General features: G+C 69.8%; 2 protein-coding genes and 1 pseudogene. 1 reads left to right on the forward strand and 2 read right to left on the reverse strand.

Features of this window, described 5'->3' with window-relative positions; translation table 11 throughout:
- Together U9980_RS27840 and U9980_RS27845 are read right to left on the reverse strand one after the other, a co-directional pair.
- Positions 1–273: pseudogene (locus tag U9980_RS27840) on the reverse strand (transferase); the annotation flags it as partial.
- Complete coding sequence (locus U9980_RS27845; RefSeq protein WP_322770648.1) at positions 273–1,400, reverse strand: glycosyltransferase family 4 protein; 1,128 nt, start codon at positions 1,398–1,400, stop codon at positions 273–275. The pseudogene U9980_RS27840 and the gene U9980_RS27845, both read right to left, overlap by 1 nt.
- Positions 1,401–1,579: 179 nt before the next feature.
- Between U9980_RS27845 and U9980_RS27850 the strand changes: the two genes are divergently transcribed.
- Positions 1,580–2,610: helix-turn-helix domain-containing protein (locus U9980_RS27850; protein ID WP_322770649.1), on the forward strand; the 1,031-nt coding region annotated here is incomplete at its 3' end.

Raw genomic sequence — 2,610 nt, forward strand, 5'->3', positions numbered from 1 at the left:
ACCGGACACCACCGAGCCGTCGCGGACGGTGGAGAACTCGTGCACGCGGGCGTGCGGGCCGATCAGCACATCCTCCCCGATGATCGCGGTGGGATGAATGACCGCGGTGGGATGGATCCGCTCGACGGTGTGCGTCAGCGCCTGGGCGTGGGCCGATCGGAACGCCGGGGCCAGCCCGGTGATCTCTACATCGGACAGGGTGTGCAGCCGCCAGCCGACCGCGACGGGGTCCGCGGCGAGATCGACGAAGGTCCCCACGCGTGGGGCGGTCATCACCTGCTCGCTCGCGTGAGCGTGGGCTGGGAGAGTAGTTCGTGACAGAGCTGCAGGTACTGATCGGCGCAGCGGGCCGGAGTGAAGTAGCCCAGTGCCCGGGTGCGGGCGCACCAGCCCAGTGCCGCCAACCGGACCGGGTCCTCGTCGACGACCCGCTCCAGTACGTCCACCAGCCCGTCCGGGCTGCGCGGATCAAAGGTGAAACCGGTGATACCGTCCAGCACGATTTCCGTGCCTGCTCCGGCGCGGGGCACGACGGCGGGGACTCCCACGACCGCGGCGTCGAGAATCCCCCGGCCAAAGCCCTCCAACTCCGCCACGGAGACCAGGGCGTGCGCGCCGGCGATCCGTCGGGGCAGGTCCTCGACCCAACCGTGGAAGACCACCGGCGCCCCACCTGCGGCGATCTGCGCTTCCAGCACCGGCTGCGCTGATCCGAACCCGCCGTAGATGTCCACCGTGACGCGGTCCCGCAGCCGGGGGTCGGCGACCGCGTCGACGAGACGGTCAAGGTTCTTCCACGGCGCTGCCCGCGCGACCACGACGAGACGCGCCCTGCCGCCCGCCGTGGATGCGGGCGGGGGTCGCCATTCGGGAATCGCGACACCGTTGTGAATCATCTGGACGGGTAGCGCGACGGGCGCGCAGCCGCGGATCGACGCCGCGGACGCTTCGCTGATCCCTACCCATCGGGCCACTGCGCCGGCCAGCCGCTCCCACGGCAACCCGTCTGGAGTGACGTCGGCGAGTTCTCCGCTGGCAGGGTCGACCAGCCGGATCCGCTGGGCGGGGTGCAGAATGCCGCGGACCACTGTCACGACCGGCACAGATGCGGCTGCCTGTACGTCGACAAGGACCGTGCGATGACTCCCGATGATCACAGTGGCGTCGCCGGTGACACATGCGGTCAACGCGGTGGTGTAGCCGGCGAGGTCGTCCACCACACGGGTCACGACGCCCTCCCCCACCGGTGGGCAGGCCGGGCCGCCCCCGAGTGTCCACCAGATCAACGTCACGGGTAGGCCGGCTGCGGCCAGCTCGGTGGCCAGCTCCGGTACCGACCGCTCGGCGCCCCCGCGCGCGGTCGCGGCCCACGTCAGCACGATGCGCGGGAGTCCGTCCATCGTCGATACCCCTTTCGACCGGTTCTCCCGGCGTTCTCTGACCGGGCGAACTGATCGTGCTGCTGGGGCATCACCCGTGGGAATCGGGTCGTTCCCTATAGAACCGCCCTATAGATCTCTCACGGTAAGTGGGAGAAGAATGGGCGCTGCGTCACTGCCGTCGTTCGGAAGAGGTTCCGATGCCCCAGCCCCGGCAACCCCTCGTGATCCCTGACAACCTCTGGGACCAGCCGCGAGCACGCGCTGTATGCGCTGCCCGCGATGTCGGCCGGATCTTCCTGCTGGTGCGGACAGCGACCGGTGCCAGCCAGAGCGAGGTCGCCGAGCGCACCGGGTTGACGCAGCCCGACGTCTCCGCGATCGAACACGGCAGGCGGGCCGTCACCACCCTCACCGTCCTTGAACGGATCTTCCGTGGTCTGGGGATCCCGCTCGACCGGCTCACCCCGACCACAGCGCCGGCCACCGTCGTCGATTCCCACCCTGGCCCCGGGTGGGGTCCAGCCCATATTGTGGAGGGGCTGGAGCAACTGACTGTGAGGGATCTGATGCTCGGCCGCCGCGACATGCTCACCGACACCGCCATGCTCACGGGAGCTGCGCTGGTGACACCGCTGCGGCGCTGGCTGTCCCAGAATCCCACCCCGCTGCCCCACCGGTCCGGTAGGAGCATCGGCCCTGATGACATCGACAGTCTGGCGACGACGGCCACCGCGTTCCGGAACTGGGACGTTCAGTTCGGCGGTGGTCTACGCCGCAAAGCAGTCGTCGGACAGCTCAACGAGGTGGTCGACCTCCTCCACAGCACCCACCCGCCCGACGTCCACACCGAGCTGTACCGGGTCACTGCGGATCTCGCCGAAACCGCCGGAAACGTGCTGTGGGACTCCGGACAGCGCGGCCGTGCGCAGCATTACTTCACCCTCGGTATCAAGGCCGCCTCCCAGGCGGGGGACCGGCCGCTCGCCGCGCACATCCTCGCGACCATGGCGGTCCAAGCCGTCGAGTCCGGTGACCTCCACGGCGGCCTGGACCTCATCCAGCTCGCTCAGCATGGCATCCGGCGCACCCCGATGCCGCGCATGACGGCGATGCTCGCAACCCGCGAAGGCTGGATCTACGCCCAGCTCGGCCGGGTCCAGGACTGCCACCGCGCGATCGGCTACGCCGAAGAGGCCTTCGCCGACACCCGCGACGGCGACGCCCCGAC

It is taken from the genome of Protofrankia sp. Cr1 (assembly GCF_963555865.1).
Lineage (GTDB): Bacteria > Actinomycetota > Actinomycetes > Frankiales > Frankiaceae > Protofrankia.